The following is a 14,710-nucleotide window of genomic DNA, read 5'->3' as shown; positions in this document are numbered from 1 at the left end:
GCTGTCGCTAACGCACCCTACAAATTAATACTACAAATTAATACTACAAATTAATACAAATCGCAATCAACTAAATTTTCTCTAACTAAAACCTCACCTTCCCACTTTCCAGCAGTTTTATCAAAAAAATCCGCAGGATATCCTAATTCTTGTGGTGTTGGTATTTTCTCTTCAAAAGCATCAGTAATAATAATTATTAATTCTTGATTAGCTAATTGTTGGGGAAGTTGTAACAATAATTTACCTTGTGCATCAACTTTTGATTTAAGTTTTATTTGCATATAATTAACTCCTTAGTATCTTGGATTATTATACTACTAATTGTTTGAAAAGTATTTTTTAATTATTCATGGCTTTTAATACTCTTTCAATTTGCTTGGGTACGTCAGTTTGGGAGTCCAATATTCAATATATCCTGTTTTAACAGATGTTACTTTTGTTCTAAATCAATAATCAAAACTTTTCCTAAATTCGGTTTTCATTGTTCTTGGTTTAAAATTGCCAAAATTGTTTCTCTATCTGTTAATTCTGTTTTTTCTCCTTCTTCAATAGCTTTTGATAAGGCAATATCTTCAATTATTTCCGTAAATAAAGCTGAAAATTCTTCTTTGTTTTCTGAAAACAGTTCTATTATTAATTCTTTCAGGGTTTGTTTAAGTTGATTGCGTTCTAAGGATAGGTTAGACATAATTATCACCATAACATATATTACATTATATCTTATTTTAAATGTAAGTCAAGCAAGACTTAATAAAAATGGGTTAAATAAGTCAATACCTTTGTCAATTTTCCAAATATAGAGCGGAAACCCAATACAATCTTTACTAGATTAATAGAGTTTCAGGGTTTTTCAGAAGGCAGAGCCTTTTGATTGCATTCCCAGGTAGAACCTGGGAACGAGGATAAACGAGGATTTGTGGTGCGTTACGCTGTCGCTAACGCACCCTACAAATTAATACTAAATCAATAATATGCTAAAATGAATAATACACTTTAATCAGGTGATTAATCATGACACAATCTACACCCCAAAGAGTTGTTAGACGTGGGAGGGTATTTCCCGAAATTCAATGGACTGATGAACAAAAAGCCCAAGATAGGGCTAGAAGAGAGGCATTTTATGAGCGTTGTTGGGCAATTTTTGAACGTTTAAAACCAGAAATATTAGATAAATATTATGGTTGGTACATTGCGATTGAACCTGATAGTGGTGATTATTTTATTGATCAGAATAAGGAAGTAGCTAGTAAAATGGCTAGAGACAAGTATCCTCATGTAATTCATCATATTTTTGGCATTAATGAAACGGGAGTTAGTGGCAGAATATGATTGAGGGAAGATTTGGAGAAAATGGACAAATTTATTTGGAAATTGATTTAATTGGTGGGGATGATTTCAGTTTTCCTGTAGAAACAATGTTAGATACAGGATTTACTGAATTTTTAGCCATGAATAAACAAGATATACAAAGTCTTGATTGGACTTTTTCAGGTCAAGATAAATTAAGAACTGCTCAAGGAGAAACCAAATTTGATGTTTATCATGGTAGGGTAATTATAGATGGTCAAGAGTTTGAAATTCCTGTATTTGCTGGAGATGAAATACAGGAGATTTTACTGGGTTCTCGATGGTTGAAGTTATTCGTTTTAATTGCTAATTATGCAGAAAATAGGGTAAGTTTAGAGTTAATTTAATCTCTGTTTTTTATTAAAATACCAATTTTTTAAATGAGGATAAACGAGGATTTGTGGTGCGTTACGCTGTCGCTAACGCACCCTACAAGGTTAATCCCTGACGAAATTGTTTAATTGCTTCTAGGGGAGAAGATAATAAAAGACAACGATTTAATAGGGATAAATCTAATTTTGGTAATAATTCACTATTATTAACTTTCTCATATTCTTGTTCTCGCAAACAGTAAATTTCTAAAGTTCCATCTTCCCAAAACCAAACTTCGGGAACTTGCATTAATTTATATTTTTGTAATTTAATAGGACTACCACTAGTAATCACAATTTCAATACATAAATCTGGTCTAGATTTATCAGTTTGAAAACAATAGGATAAATCAGCTTGATACTCAACTATACCGGGAATAATTTGCGAATAGCTACCACTGGGAAAAAATTCAATACCTTGTTCTAAAAAATATTGTCCTAACAGCAATCCCATTAAAGATGCAATTGCTTCATGGGGTTTACTGATAGTCACGATTTCTAAAACTCCTTCACAATAAAATAAACGCACTCCTGGTACATTTTCAAAGGCTTTTTGAATTGCTTGAAAACTTTCCCAAGTTATTCCAGGACGGTAGAAATATTGTTCTTCTTCTACTAAATTGAGAGAATTTTCTAAAGTTTGAGTCATGATATCTCTCACTTTCCTTAGTTATTAAGTTGATGTTATTAACAAATTATCAAAAGAGGTAAATTTTTCAGGTGCGTCAGAGATCAAAAAGCGATTTATGGCTGGCTGAGTTATCGAATCTGACGCACCCTACTTTTGGTGTTGGTAATTTCACCGTTTAGCTAATTCTGGTGTTTTTCCTTTTAATCCTATCATTAATTTCAGAGCAAATATTCTGATCATCGGGACTTTTTGCATCATCCATAAACCGAGACGACGAACTATTACCACTGGTAAAAAGTTATTAGAAAAAACTCGATCTAATAAATCGGTGAAACCCAATATTGCGAGGTTTTCTTTTTTTCTCCAGCGTTCATATTGCTTGAGAATGGAAATATTACCAATATCTTGACGATTTTGCTGTGCTGTTTGGATGATTTCGGCTAATGCTGCTGCGTCACGAATACCTAAATTTAAACCTTGTCCTCCCACAGGATGACAATTATGGGCGGCATCGCCAATTAATGCTAATCTAGGGAGAACATAGCGATCGCTCTGCATTAATTGTACTTGAAAAATAAATCTGTCCCCTAATAATTCTAATTTACCCATTTGCTCACCATAGCGTTTAGTCAGTTCTGCTAAAAATTCCTGATCATTTAAAGCGCATAACGCTTTTGCTTCTGCATGGGGCGCTGTCCAAACAATGCGACAACGGTTTTCTGGTAAGGGTAAAATTGCAAAGGGTCCACTAGACCAAAATTTCTCGTAAGCGGTGTTATTGTGGGGTTTTTCGGGCTTGACAAAAGCTACAATACATGATTGCCAATATTTCCAGCCTTTAGTTTTAATTCCCGCAGCTTCACGAATGGGAGATTTTGCACCATCAGCAGCCACTAATAATTTACTACGAATCGTTTTGGTGGTCTCGTTAATTTTGATGTTAATCTTAATTGTATCTAAGTGATTTTCCGTACTTACCACTTCTGCTGGACAAAGATAAGTTACATTTGCACAATTTCCCACAAATTCCTGTAATGGTGCTAATAGTGCGTAATGTTCTGCTACATAACCTAACTCTGGCGTACCTAAGTCCGTAGTTTGGAAGTTAACTACATGAGGATAATCAGCATCAGAAAGACGAACTTGATTATATTTAGCGATATTGGGGAGAATTTTATCCCATAAACCAATGCCTTGGAAAATTTTTGCTGACAACATATGTACAGCATAGGCCTGTCCTTTCGCTACAGCGGCTGATGTCATTCTAGCTTCAATCAGCAGGATATTTAAACCAGAATCTTTTAAAGCGCAGGCCAGGGTTAAACCAACAATTCCACCACCGACTATGACTAAATCATAATCATATCCCCAATGGTTTTCTGTGGGGGAGTGGGGAGAGGAAAGGGTAGGAGTCAGAAGGGTGGAAGACATTGTGAAGATAAATTACAATAGTTTTAATTATTATTGTGACGCGATTACGATTGATAATCAAGGCAACGGCACAAAATACAGTACAAAATACTAGGTCATACTTAAAACCATCAAATTATCAGCAATTTCCAAATTACTGGTAACACTTTGTACATCATCTAACCCTTCTAAGGTATCAATTAATTTAAAAAGCGATCGCGCTTGTTCAATATTTGTTACCTCAACTTTATTACCAGGAATCTGGCGTATTTCTACATCAACTACTTTAAACCCTTTTGCTTTCAAGACTTGGCTGAGTTTCTCTAAATTTGTTACTTGAGTAAATACCTCAGATGTATGGTCTGCAATCATTTCATAAGACTCAGCATTTCCCTCTAAGGAAGCTTCTAAAAGCTGTTCTTCATTAATTACATCCTCAACCACACAAACACCCTTTTGGGAAAACATCCAACTGACACAACCGGTTTCTCCCAAATTTCCGCCATTTTTACTAAAGGACACCCGTAAATCAGCAGCAGTACGGTTGCGGTTATCTGTGAGGGCTGCAATCAAAATTGCGACACCACCCGGACCATAACCTTCATAACGAATTTCTTCTAAACGGTCGTGATAGCGAGAATCTCCGTAGGAATCACCAGTAAAAGTACCTGCTCCTTTAGCGATCGCCCTATCAATGTTATCATTAGGAATACCTGCCGCTTTGGCTTTATCAATAGCAGTCCGTAGTTGAAAATTCCCCGCTGGGTCTGGTATACCATTTCTAGCTGCGACAATTATCGCGCGGGATAGCTGGGTAAAGATATGTCCCCTTTTTGCGTCTACTACTGCTTTTTGACGTTTAATATTAGCCCATTTACTATGTCCTGCCATAATTCCCAAAATTATGAGTACGCTATTTAAAAATAGGATGAAATCATAAGATTATTGCTGAAATTGGCTTAATAACCAAGCACAAACTTGACTATGATCCAGTCGAGTTTTTCTTAATGCTTCATTAAGTAAAGAAATCTCTAATCCTGGTAATAGTAGATGCAGATTTTACTGTTATTGCTATTTATAACCTAGATGCCGACAAAGCAGCACCAATTAACCCGACTTGTTGATTGAGAATCATAAGTACCGGTATTTCTTCCAGAAGAGAACCCATTCTTCCTTTCTGGGTGAAATTAGTAAGAAAACCGCCATCCTGTATTAAAGGTAGGATTTTAGGAGCAATACCACCAGCAATGTATAATCCTCCATAGGGTAGTAGTTTCAGGGCTAGATTCCCCGCTTCAGCACCGTAGGCCTCTATAAATAATTGCATAGTTTGTTCCGAAAGGCGATCGCTTTTTTCTAAAGCAGCATTCCCAATTAACGCACCAGGGTCAACGGTTTTTTCTGACTTTCCGGCTTCTTGTTCCCAAGTTCTGACTGCGTTAGCAATGACTGGAGACTCGGTGGCTATTTTCCGATCTCGTAAAAATTGATAAATAGAAATAATTCCCAAACCAGAAACAACCCTTTCTACGGATACGCGTTGAATATCATATTTAGTTAAAATATATTTCAACAATTCAAATTCTAACTGATTGCGGGGGGCGAAATCTGCGTGTCCACCTTCAGAAGGAAAGACTTGATAACCCTGGCCCTGCTTAATCAAAAATCCCTGTCCTAACCCCGTTCCTGCACCGATTATAGCCATTGGTGCTGCTGATTGATATTTACCAACTTGTAAAGTTAGTAAATCCTGTTTAGTTAGACCAAAAATACCATAACCAACAGCCGCAAAGTCATTAATTAGAGAAATTCTTTCAATACCCAGTTCTTTGCTTAAACGTTCTGTATCCAGAAACCATGATAAATTAGTCAACTGAGCAGTATTTTCTACCACAGGTCCAGCGATGGCAAAACAGGCTTTGTCTGGTGTGCTAGAGTTAGCTGTAGTCAAAAACTTTTGGACTATGGGGACTAAATCAGGAAAATCCCCACTGGGAAAACTCTCCTCATACAGAGTTTTTAGCCCTACCGCATCTGAGGATTGTACCAGACGCAAAATAGTTTTTGTTCCACCGATGTCTCCTGCCAGTAGCAAACTCATAAAAATTATCAGCTAATAAATTACCTGTGCTTAATTGTCCCTTGGGATTTGAGAAAAATCCCCTTATGATCAAAATATTCACACAAATCGCACCAATTCCTCAGTTTTAGTTAAATGGGAAGTATCCCCCTTTAGTTCTAGCAACCATTGGGAATCTTGACGCACAACTTTTACCAAGGAACAGAGAGAAGCCTTAACTTCAGTTTTAGCTATGTCTCCCACTAACCCCATTGCTGCCCCCAATACAGAAGCACCATGGGCTACTAATAGGATATCATGGGGAAAAAATTCTGTAGATAGACATCTGGCAGTTTGGGCTGAACGTTCTCGCACCTTTTCATGGGTTTCGGGGTATTGTGCAGCTATGCGTGATGTATAACTGGGGTCAATTCTGGGAAATAATTTGACTAAGGTTGGAGTTGAGAGTTTTTCCGGTTCTTCGGTCATCCATGCTGGATTTAGCCATTCACTCAAACCTATTTCTAGTTTAATCGCCAAATCCAAAACTTCAGCGATCGCATGAGCAGTTTGTATGGTTCGCAAAAACGGAGAAGCGAAAATGTGAGCGATTTTTTTCCCTTTCAGTCGTTTTGCTAATTGCTGTGCTTGTATCATACCATCATCGGATAAGGGCGGATCATACCGTCTTTCGGCGGTTAAAAACCAATCTGGATTTACGAAATCAAGACGGTTAGCGTGTCTTGCTATCCAAACTATTTGACTCATGGGAGAAAATAATATTAGGGAGTATGAATTTTCTAGCTGCGGTTATGATGATACAACAGTTTGCAGTCCTTTGACTAATCTTTCTATACCTGATTTTGCTGTATCTGCTGGTAATGCACCATAAGCAACCCGCAAATAACAACCCTGTTCTATACCAAAAGTAGTTCCGGGAATCACCGCTATTTTATATTCTTGAATCAGTTTTTTCACCAATTCCAAATCATTCATTTTGGTATGCACTTTTAAGAAAAAGTAAAATGCGCCATTGGCTGGTGTAATCGTACATAAACCAGCTAAATTATGGAGTTCATTAATTACTATTTCTCTCACTTGGGCAATGGCGTTAATATTATCTTTTAAATAATTATCTTTAGCTTGTAACGCGCCTAAAGCTGCATATTGAGAAACCACCGGTGGACAAATTAAAATAGTATCTTGAACCTTTTTTACAGCGGTTAATAAATGTTGGGGAATAACCATATAACCAATTCTCCAACTAGCAAAACCATAGGCTTTTGATAAACTAAAAAGAGAAATTGTATGGCGATTACTGTTTAAAAATGCCCCAGGAGAAAAATGTTTTACACCATTGTATGTAAAATATTCATAAGCCTCATCACTAATATGATAAATTCCTTTTTCTCGACAAATTTGATTAACTTGAAGTAAAGCCGTTTCTGAATAAACTACACCCGTTGGATTATTAGGAGAAACCGTCACCACAGCACGGGTTTTCTCTGTAATTGCAGCGGCTATAGCTGGGGGAATTAGGCGATAATCTGTATCAGTTGGGACTAATATTGGATGACAACCTGCCATTTTAATCGCCATTTCATGATTAAAATAGTAAGGAGTATTTAAAATAATTTCATCACCAGGAGAAGTAATTGCTAGAATAGCATTTATAAACCCCATATTGCTACCAGCAGTCACCACAATAGCATTTTTTTCATTAATATCAATACCATTAAATATTGATAATTTTGCTGCTAACGCTGTTAATAATTCAGGAATACCAACCACAGCTTGATAAAGATGATTTTTCGGTTCAGAAAGAAACTTTGGTAATAGTGACATCGCGGTTTCTGGAGGCTGATAGTGAACCACACCTTGACCCAGGGAAATTGTTCCGGGAGAGTTTGTAATTAATTCTCCAATAACGGGAATAATTGGTGATTGAATCCCATTCATCCGCGATAATTCGTAATTCATAACTGGTCAAAAGACACCACAAAGGATGATTGTAAATGATATATAAACCTGAAAATTAGACGATTTATTTGCATAGAAAATAAATGCAGATCAAAAGGAATAAATAAAATTAGTACCAGGGTTTAGCAATAAGCTGTACTTCATTCATTTAAGTATAATTAAACTGGGCAAGATGCCCGCTATGATTATAATGGAACGATGGCACTCATTTTTTCTAAATCTAATACAGTGGCTAATTGTTCCTCGGTCATTAACCCTTTTTCTAAAACTATTTGTCGTAGAGATTTACCAGTTTCTAAAGATTCTTTGGCTACAGCCGCAGCATTCAAATAACCAATATGGGGATTTAAGGACGTGACTAATGCTAAACTACCTTCAGCATAAACTAAACATCTTTCTTTGTTAGCAGTAATTCCTTGAATACAGTTGGTAGTTAAAGCAGAAATCGTATTACCTAATATCTCAATACTGTGAATTAAATTATAGGCAATCAGAGGCATCATCACATTTAATTCTAATTGTCCCGCTTGGGCGGCAAAAGCGATCGCATTATCATATCCCATGACCTGAAAACATACCATTGATGTCATTTCTGCCATAACTGGATTATATTTTCCCGGCATAATTGAAGAACCGGGTTGTACTGGAGGAAGTTGGATTTCTTTAAATCCGGTTTTGGGTCCTGAATCCATTAACCGCAAATCGTGAGATATTTTCACTAAATCCTGGGCTAAATTCCGTAAAGCCCCGGAAACATTGACAAAAGCCCCCATACTTTGCATTGCAGCCATTAAATGTGGTGCTGGTTCTAGGGGAAATTCCAATAATTGACTCAAGACATCTACAACTTTTTGACGATATTCCGGGTGGGTATTCATTCCTGTTCCCGCAGCACTTCCTCCTAAACCCAATACCATTAAGTCAGAAGAAGCAATATAAAGCCGGTTTTGGTGTTCTGAGAGGATATAAGCCCAAGCCCGGAAATTATCACCTAACCGCACTGGTACAGCGTCTTGCAGGTGGGTTCTCCCAGATTTGATGATATTTTCAAATTCTGCCGCTTTTGCTTCTAATGCCAAAACTGCCTGTTCTAAAGCTGGCTGTAATCTGCGAGAAAGCGCCAATAAGCCACCAATACGAATCGCAGTAGGAATAACATCATTAGTGGACTGTCCATAGTTGACATGATCGTTGGGGCTAACTAGTTTATAATTACCCTTTTGATCACCCAGAATTTCTAAAGACCGATTTGCGATCACTTCATTAATATTCATGTGGTGTGAAGTTCCCGCACCAGCTTGATAAACATCAACCACAAACTGATCTCGTAATTTCCCTGCTAAAATTTCATCACTGGCTTGTATGATCGCTTTGCTGATATTTGCCGGGATACAATTTAATTCTGAGTTGACAATAGCTGTAGCTTTTTTAATATATATGCAAGCATCTATATAAGTTGGTAAAGGTTTAATACCGCTAATGGGGAAATTTTCGATCGCTCTTTGGGTTTGAATACCATAATAAACGTTATTGGCAATTTGGCGATCGCCCATTGAGTCTCTTTCAACGCGAAAATCTGAATTGTTAGTCATATAGCACTCTTACAGCAGGTAATAGAGAACAGGAAACAAGATCGCAATTTGTCTTTGCTGATGATCAAATAAATATATATGGATATATTTCACGTCAAGACGCAAAGCATCAATTTTGCAAAAGTTTTATTTACCTTTACCATTCCATATTTTAATATGGCTTCGTCACCCAGGCTATCAGCAATGCTAAAAATAAAATTTTTAGTTTATCTGCAACCCACGGGTAAAGTACCTGTTCACAAACTGTCACAATGGTTGTTATCAGCAATACACAATATTTGGTATACTCACTTATATTCAAGTCAGTTTTGGTCCTTGCTTCTTCCCCAATTATCCATTATCCATTATCTACTTTCTAGACTGTTGCATGAATATAAATAGAGTTGAATCCATTCCTGAATGGACACAATTACCATCTCCACCGATATATGCCATGGCTACCCCACCCAGGCTATCGGAAGTATCTATGCAACTGGATATAGATACACCAGATTTAGAAAAACAGGAATCTACTCAACAGTTACAGCAAATTCAAAGATTTCAAGAATTACTACAGTATCTAACTGAAGCAATTCGGGATGGTTTAGATGATGATAAGTTATTCACAATAATTACTCAAAAATTAGTTGATTTATTACAACTTAATTGTTGTCAAATTGAATTTTATAATCCTTGTCTCACTGCCACTATCATTACTTATGAATATAGTTCCATTTTGCCTATTTATCAAGGATTAACCCGAGAAATTGCCGATTTTACCCAAATATATCAGTCTTTATTAAAAAAACAAATCTGGCAATCTCTGGAAATCGTCCCCACATATAACTCTATTTTAGAGATTGTCAGTCAATTAGCTTGTCCGATTTTTAATCATCAAGAAATTTTCGGCAATATTTGGATAATTAAAGCATCAGAAACACTATTTACACCATTAGAAATATCATTTTTACAACAAATAGCTAATAAATGTGCCATCGTAATTCGTCAATCTCAACTACTCGCAAAAACCAAATCCTATATCAAGGAAATAGAAAATCAAGAATGTCAAAAATACCAATTTATCAAACAGATTTCTCAAGAATTACGCACACCAATTACTAATATTAATCTGGCGGTTCAAACCTTGGAAAGTCTGATCACACCCGCAAATAATTTAAATACAGAAATAGTAAGTCACCTATTACAAATTCTCTATAATGAATGTGAACGAGAAAATAAATTACTTGAGGATATTCTCACCCTTGCATATTTTAAAATCAATCCTCAACCCCCCACGTTCATGACTATTAATCTTCTGAATTGGTTACCTCCCATTATTCAACCTTTCCGAGATGTTACGAATTGTCAACAACAATATTTATACCTTGATATATCAGCAGAAATTCCGGCTTTATCTACAGATATCCACGATTTAGAGAAAATTATTACTTTAATACTCAATCAAGCTTGTCAATGCACTCCCCAGAATAAATCAATTACGGTTACGGCTCATTTAAATGCAGACAGGATAGAATTAAAAGTGAATATGTCTGGTGTTGAGATTCCCGAATCTCAACTATCACAAGTCTTTGAGCCATTTTACCGTATTCCGAAACATTCCCCTTGGCAAGCACAAAATACTGGTTTAGAATTGACATTAATAAAAACCATGGTGCAACGTTTAAACGGGTTAATTCATGTAATAAGCACTAACAATCAAACCGCTTTGATCATGAAATTTCCATTTTAGCTAGTTTTTTCAATCCAGCGCCAGCGTTAAATTAAAATATTTTTTTTAATGTTTCTCTGCCTTATTCACCAATAAAACTAAAATAAATACATCAAATACTGATTATGGCACTAATAGTTCAAAAATACGGTGGTACATCTGTTGGTTCAGTCGAACGTATTCAAGCGGTTGCGAGTAGAGTTGAAAAAACTGTCAAAGCTGGAAATTCTGTAGTAGTAGTGGTTTCAGCCATGGGGAAAACTACCGATGGATTAGTTAAACTAGCTAATGATATCTCTAAAACCCCTAACCGTCGGGAAATGGATATGCTACTTTCTACAGGAGAGCAAGTTACTATTGCCTTATTGAGTATGGCATTACAGGAAATTGGACAACCAGCGATTTCTATGACTGGCGCTCAGGTAGGCATTGTTACTGAAGCTGAACATTCCCGCGCTCGCATTTTACATATTGAAACAGAACGCTTAATGCGGCAGATTAATGACGGTAAAGTTGTTGTGGTTGCTGGATTTCAAGGGATTAGCAACACAGAAGAATTAGAAATTACTACTTTAGGGCGTGGTGGTTCTGATACTTCCGCAGTCGCTTTAGCCGCAGCCATTGGCGCAGATTTTTGTGAAATTTATACAGATGTACCAGGGATTTTAACTACAGATCCCCGCATTGTCCCCCAAGCCCAATTATTGACAGAAATCAGCAGTGATGAAATGCTGGAATTGGCAAGTTTAGGGGCGAAAGTATTACATCCCAGGGCTGTGGAAATTGCCCGTAATTATGGCGTTCCCTTGGTGGTACGTTCAAGTTGGACAGATCAACCGGGAACTTGGGTGACAACGCCCCTAAGACGAAATCGGGCGTTAATTAACTTAGAATTAGCTCGCCCTGTAGACGCTATAGAATTTGATATGCAACAGGCTAAGGTGGCTTTATTGCGCGTTCCTGACCAACCTGGGGTAGCAGCCCGGTTATTTGGCGAAATTTCCCAGCAAAATGTGGATGTGGATTTGATTATTCAATCTATTCATGAAGGTAATAGTAACGACATTGCTTTTACAGTAAATACATCAATATTAAAACGAGCGGAAGCGGTATCATCAGCTATAGCTCCGGCATTGAGAAACAATCCTAGTTCCGATGAGGCGGAGGTTTTAGTAGAAAAAGATACTGCAAAAATTAGTATTGTCGGCGCGGGGATGATTGGTAGACCAGGGGTAGCAGCGCAAATGTTTAAAACTTTGGCGGCCGCTGGTGTGAATATTCAGATGATTTCTACCAGTGAGGTCAAGGTGAGTTGTGTAGTTGATGCTGTAGATTGCGATCGCGCTATAGTTGCTCTGTGTGATACATTTGAAATCAATTCTTCCTCTACTTCCCTGGTCTATCCTAGCTCTAAAGCCCCCGCTGTGCGTGGTGTCGCTTTAGATAGGAATCAAGCCCGGATTGCTATTCGTCAATTACCAGACCGTCCAGGTATGGCCGCTAAATTGTTCGGATTTTTGGCAGAATATAACATCAGTGTGGATATGATTATTCAATCCCAACGTTGTCGGGTGGTAGACGGTGTTCCCCGTCGGGATATCGCGTTTACTGTGGCTAAAATAGATGCAGAAATCGCTCAAGAAAAACTTACACAAGTCGCAGCGGAATTTGATTGGGGTGAGGTAATATTAGATAGTGCGATCGCTAAGGTTAGTATTGTTGGTTCTGGTATGGTAGGACAACCAGGAATTGCCGCGAAAATGTTTACAGCTTTAGCGCAAAATCAAATCAACATTCAAATGATTGCTACCTCAGAAATTAAAATTAGTTGTGTTGTAGGTATTGATGAAGGTGTGAAAGCTTTACAAGTTATTCACGCGGCTTTTGATTTAGCTGGGAGTGAAAATTTTGTAGTTCCCGCTTGAAGATAATCAGCTTGTTTAACTATTTTAACCAAGAATCCCCGTGTCCTGAGACCGGGGAGTATTAACCTGATAGCGAATCCTAGTCTAATGAAGTACAAAATTATCTGCGTTTATCCGCGTTTATCTGCGTTTAATTCTGATTCTTGTACCTAACTTGAATGGGAATTGCTATATTACCTAATTACAAAATTGATTTTTCCACACCTTTATGGACAGTTTTTACCCATTTTAAACGTTTTGGTCGGAACGACATTCGCGCTGTGGTGCTACTCATGACTACTAACCAATGCAACATATATAAACTGCCGCGAAGGGTTTGTAAAAGTAACACTAAATGGGTAGATGGTTTAAGCTGTTCTGATAGCCTTGGGGTAGCCTTATGGATGTGCTTTAAACCCGCAAACATACCTATAACTGACATCCCTAGAGATAACCCAGTTACAGAACTTAACATAGGTGGACGATGACGAGCGATCGCCATTAATATATCTGGTATTGCCGCCGTTGGCAAGATATACATTGTCACCATAAAGATCAACAAATCCCAGGTTTTCTTTGTCCCCATACGGTTTTTGAGGATCAGATCCCAGTAGTCTAAATAACGTTGATAACCACCTTCCGCCCAGCGGTTACGTTGATGCCAAAGGGCTGTAGCATTGGTAACACCTTCTTCCTCCACTGGGGGATGAAAAACACATTCAATATCCCACTTATCTAAATGTAAGCGGATAGTTAAATCAAGATCATCGGTGATAGTTTCCTCATTCCAACCACCGCAACTTACTAGGGCTTGACGACGGACAAATTGACCATTACCTCGGAGTTCACCAATACCACCAATAGCAGTCCGCTGTTGTTGAAACCAGATATCCAAGAACATTTCCGCCATTTGTCCCTTAGTCCAAAAATTTTCTGGAGCATTGGCGATCGCTTTTCGCATTTGTACAGCCCCTACCTGTTCTTTTTGAAACAAAGGAACTACTTGTGATAGCATATCTGGTGTCACTTGGGCATCAGCATCAAATACAGCAATAATGTCTCCCTTTATCAGTTGCAATACTTGATTCAATGCTCCCGATTTTCCGCCACTAGCTTGGGGGGAACGCCTAAATACATTCAGTTGTTGATATTCCTGCTTGAGTTCTGCTAATAATTGGGGTGTATTATCTGTACTATTATCATCAATAATCCAGACTTCATATTGACCATTGCCGTATTCCAAATTACACAGATTCCTAACTAATCTGCCAATTACTGCTTCTTCATTTTTAGCAGCCACTAACACAGACACAAAAGGCAAATCTGCCTCTATCTTTGGGGAATGGTCGCGGGGTTTGGTAAAAATAATCCCCAAGGCATGAATTCCCAGTATTGTTGTCAGTCCCAGGATAAATATCGAACCCCAAGAAACTAGATGTAGGGTAATAGTCCCACTCCAGACTATAGTTAAAACTAAAGCAGCTTTGCCTCTACGGGCTTTAAATCGTCTTGGTTGTAGGTATTCTGATTCTTTATTTTCTGAGAGGTCAGGTAAGATCAGGTCAAGGGGATCAGAGTTTCCGTGATCAGTATTGTTTTCAGGCCAGGAATTTGCTGGCATAGGTTATATAATTAAAAACAGCTATTTTATGTATGTAGCCTTAAATTACAGACCGATTCTGTAACAGATTACTAGCTACCTAATTAA

General features: G+C 37.5%; 14 protein-coding genes. 4 read left to right on the top strand and 10 right to left on the bottom strand.

What is annotated here, in order from left to right; genetic code table 11:
- Positions 1–50: 50 nt before the first annotated feature.
- Together FFO06_RS02920 and FFO06_RS02915 are read right to left on the bottom strand one after the other, a co-directional pair.
- Positions 51–281: a hypothetical protein gene (locus FFO06_RS02920; protein WP_137906682.1), complete on the bottom strand. Its 231-nt coding sequence runs from the start codon at positions 279–281 to the stop codon at positions 51–53.
- 197 nt (positions 282–478) lie between these two features.
- Complete coding sequence (locus FFO06_RS02915; protein WP_137906681.1) at positions 479–688, bottom strand: hypothetical protein; 210 nt, start codon at positions 686–688, stop codon at positions 479–481.
- A gap of 323 nt (positions 689–1,011) precedes the next feature.
- Here FFO06_RS02915 and FFO06_RS02910 point away from each other — a divergent pair, with 323 nt between their 5' ends.
- Both FFO06_RS02910 and FFO06_RS02905 read left to right on the top strand, forming a co-directional pair.
- On the top strand, positions 1,012–1,329 hold the full coding sequence (locus FFO06_RS02910) for a hypothetical protein (protein WP_137906680.1): 318 nt from the start codon (positions 1,012–1,014) through the stop codon (positions 1,327–1,329).
- Positions 1,326–1,694: a hypothetical protein gene (locus tag FFO06_RS02905; RefSeq protein WP_028088879.1), complete on the top strand. Its 369-nt coding sequence runs from the start codon at positions 1,326–1,328 to the stop codon at positions 1,692–1,694. Before FFO06_RS02910 ends, FFO06_RS02905 begins: the two co-directional genes overlap by 4 nt.
- Positions 1,695–1,776: 82 nt before the next feature.
- Here the strand turns inward: FFO06_RS02905 and FFO06_RS02900 are convergent, their stop codons facing one another.
- The 7 genes from FFO06_RS02900 to FFO06_RS02865 all read right to left on the bottom strand — a co-directional run bounded on the left by FFO06_RS02900 (position 1,777) and on the right by FFO06_RS02865 (position 9,390).
- The gene (locus FFO06_RS02900) at positions 1,777–2,367 is read right to left on the bottom strand and encodes a Uma2 family endonuclease (protein ID WP_137906679.1); all 591 of its coding nucleotides are present in this window, start codon (positions 2,365–2,367) and stop codon (positions 1,777–1,779) included.
- Positions 2,368–2,517: 150 nt separating this feature from the next.
- Positions 2,518–3,780: an FAD-dependent hydroxylase gene (locus FFO06_RS02895; protein ID WP_137906678.1), complete on the bottom strand. Its 1,263-nt coding sequence runs from the start codon at positions 3,778–3,780 to the stop codon at positions 2,518–2,520.
- A gap of 90 nt (positions 3,781–3,870) precedes the next feature.
- Positions 3,871–4,650, bottom strand: coding sequence for a YebC/PmpR family DNA-binding transcriptional regulator (locus tag FFO06_RS02890; RefSeq protein WP_137906677.1), 780 nt, complete (start codon positions 4,648–4,650; stop codon positions 3,871–3,873).
- Positions 4,651–4,834: 184 nt separating this feature from the next.
- Complete coding sequence (locus FFO06_RS02880; RefSeq protein WP_137906676.1) at positions 4,835–5,860, bottom strand: glucokinase; 1,026 nt, start codon at positions 5,858–5,860, stop codon at positions 4,835–4,837.
- 78 nt (positions 5,861–5,938) lie between these two features.
- Positions 5,939–6,586: a histidine phosphatase family protein gene (locus tag FFO06_RS02875; protein WP_028084957.1), complete on the bottom strand. Its 648-nt coding sequence runs from the start codon at positions 6,584–6,586 to the stop codon at positions 5,939–5,941.
- A gap of 42 nt (positions 6,587–6,628) precedes the next feature.
- The gene (locus FFO06_RS02870; RefSeq protein WP_137906675.1) at positions 6,629–7,798 is read right to left on the bottom strand and encodes a pyridoxal phosphate-dependent aminotransferase; all 1,170 of its coding nucleotides are present in this window, start codon (positions 7,796–7,798) and stop codon (positions 6,629–6,631) included.
- Between the two features lie 185 nt (positions 7,799–7,983).
- Positions 7,984–9,390: an aspartate ammonia-lyase gene (locus FFO06_RS02865; protein WP_137906674.1), complete on the bottom strand. Its 1,407-nt coding sequence runs from the start codon at positions 9,388–9,390 to the stop codon at positions 7,984–7,986.
- A 367-nt stretch (positions 9,391–9,757) separates the two neighbouring features.
- On the opposite strand from FFO06_RS02865, the gene FFO06_RS02860 reads away from it, so the two are divergent.
- Together FFO06_RS02860 and FFO06_RS02855 are read left to right on the top strand one after the other, a co-directional pair.
- The gene (locus FFO06_RS02860; protein WP_137906673.1) at positions 9,758–11,119 is read left to right on the top strand and encodes a GAF domain-containing sensor histidine kinase; all 1,362 of its coding nucleotides are present in this window, start codon (positions 9,758–9,760) and stop codon (positions 11,117–11,119) included.
- Positions 11,120–11,223: 104 nt separating this feature from the next.
- Positions 11,224–13,023: an aspartate kinase gene (locus FFO06_RS02855; RefSeq protein ID WP_137906672.1), complete on the top strand. Its 1,800-nt coding sequence runs from the start codon at positions 11,224–11,226 to the stop codon at positions 13,021–13,023.
- 181 nt (positions 13,024–13,204) lie between these two features.
- Here FFO06_RS02855 and FFO06_RS02850 read toward each other — a convergent pair whose 3' ends face one another.
- A complete protein-coding gene (locus FFO06_RS02850) occupies positions 13,205–14,623 on the bottom strand; it encodes a glycosyltransferase family 2 protein (RefSeq protein ID WP_137906671.1) in 1,419 nt (472 codons plus the stop codon).
- Positions 14,624–14,710 lie beyond the last annotated feature (87 nt).

The sequence above is a fragment of the Dolichospermum planctonicum genome, assembly GCF_005402965.1.
GTDB lineage: Bacteria > Cyanobacteriota > Cyanobacteriia > Cyanobacteriales > Nostocaceae > Dolichospermum > Dolichospermum planctonicum.
The sequence above is the reverse complement of the archived record's forward strand: the minus strand, read 5'-3'. Positions and strand labels throughout refer to the sequence as shown.